Annotated in this window: 1 protein-coding gene and 1 pseudogene; both read left to right on the top strand. The window is 57.0% G+C overall.

Annotated elements, in window-relative coordinates:
- Positions 1-72: 72 nt before the first annotated feature.
- Entirely contained in the window at positions 73-336 is a 264-nt protein-coding gene (locus tag FQ320_RS26760) for a transposase (protein ID WP_255509733.1), read from the top strand.
- Between the two features lie 2 nt (positions 337-338).
- Positions 339-1,158 (top strand): annotated as a pseudogene (locus FQ320_RS26755) (IS3 family transposase); the annotation flags it as partial.
- Positions 1,159-1,197 lie beyond the last annotated feature (39 nt).

The following is a 1,197-nucleotide window of genomic DNA, read 5'->3' as shown; positions in this document are numbered from 1 at the left end:
GGGTAATCCCCCCCAAAAGTAAGGGGCTGCAAAAGTAGAATTTTCTCGACAAGATGAACGAGGAGATTTTGAATGAAGATGACCAGATATAGCGAACCCCAGATCCTTGCGATCCTGCGCCAAGCCGAAAGCGGTGTGCCTGTGGCTGAGCTTTGCCGTGAACATGGCATGAGCAATGCATCATTCTACAAGTGGCGGGCGAAGTATGGCGGGATGGATGCGTCCATGGTCAGCCAGATGAAAGCCATGGAGGAAGAGAACCGCAGGCTGAAGCGGATGTATGCCGATCTGAGCATGCAGAACGATCTGTTGAAGGAAGCCCTCGGAAAAAAGTAACGGGGCCATCTCAACGCCGCGAGATGGCCGAAACGGCGGTGGAACGACGGGGCGTCAGCATCGCTCTGGCGTGCAGGGCCTTCGGTGTCAGCGAGACCTGCTATCGTTACAGCCCGAAGCTGAAGGACGAGAACGAGGTGATCGCCGATCTGCTGACAGGGCTGACCGATGCGCGCAAGACTTGGGGATTTGGCCTGTGTTTCCTGCACCTGCGCAACGTGAAGGGGCATCCGTGGAACCACAAGCGGGTCTATCGGATCTACTGTGAGCTGGAACTGAACCTGCGCATCAAGCCGCGCAAGCGCCTGAAACGGGAGAGGCCTGACGTCCTGGCCGTGCCCGACGCACCCAATGTGACCTGGTCCATGGATTTCATGGCCGATCGGCTGGGTGACGGCCGTGCGTTCCGGCTACTGAACGTGCTGGATGACTTCAACCGTGAGGGGCTGGGGATCGAGGTTGATTTCTCGCTCCCTGCCGAACGGGTCATCCGTAGCCTGGACAGGATCATAGAATGGCGTGGAAAGCCCGGGACGATCAGGGTCGACAACGGCCCCGAATATATCAGCGAAACGCTGAGAAAATGGGCTGAGAAACATGGCGTTACGATCCAGCACATCCAACCCGGCCAGCCCCAGCAGAACGCTTATGTCGAGCGCTACAACCGGACGGTTCGGCATGAGGTTGGATCAATACATCATCGAAAGCATAGAGGAGGCACAGGATCAGGCCACACAATGGCTCTGGACATATAACAACGACCGCCCGAACATGGGCATCGGCGGCATCACACCCGCCATGAAACTGAAAATGGCCGCGTAAGTTCTACGGATGCACCCCGTTAAAAAGGGGGAGATTACC

The sequence above is a fragment of the Oceaniovalibus sp. ACAM 378 genome, assembly GCF_008085915.1.
Lineage (GTDB): Bacteria > Pseudomonadota > Alphaproteobacteria > Rhodobacterales > Rhodobacteraceae > Oceaniglobus.
The sequence above is the reverse complement of the archived record's forward strand: the minus strand, read 5'-3'. Positions and strand labels throughout refer to the sequence as shown.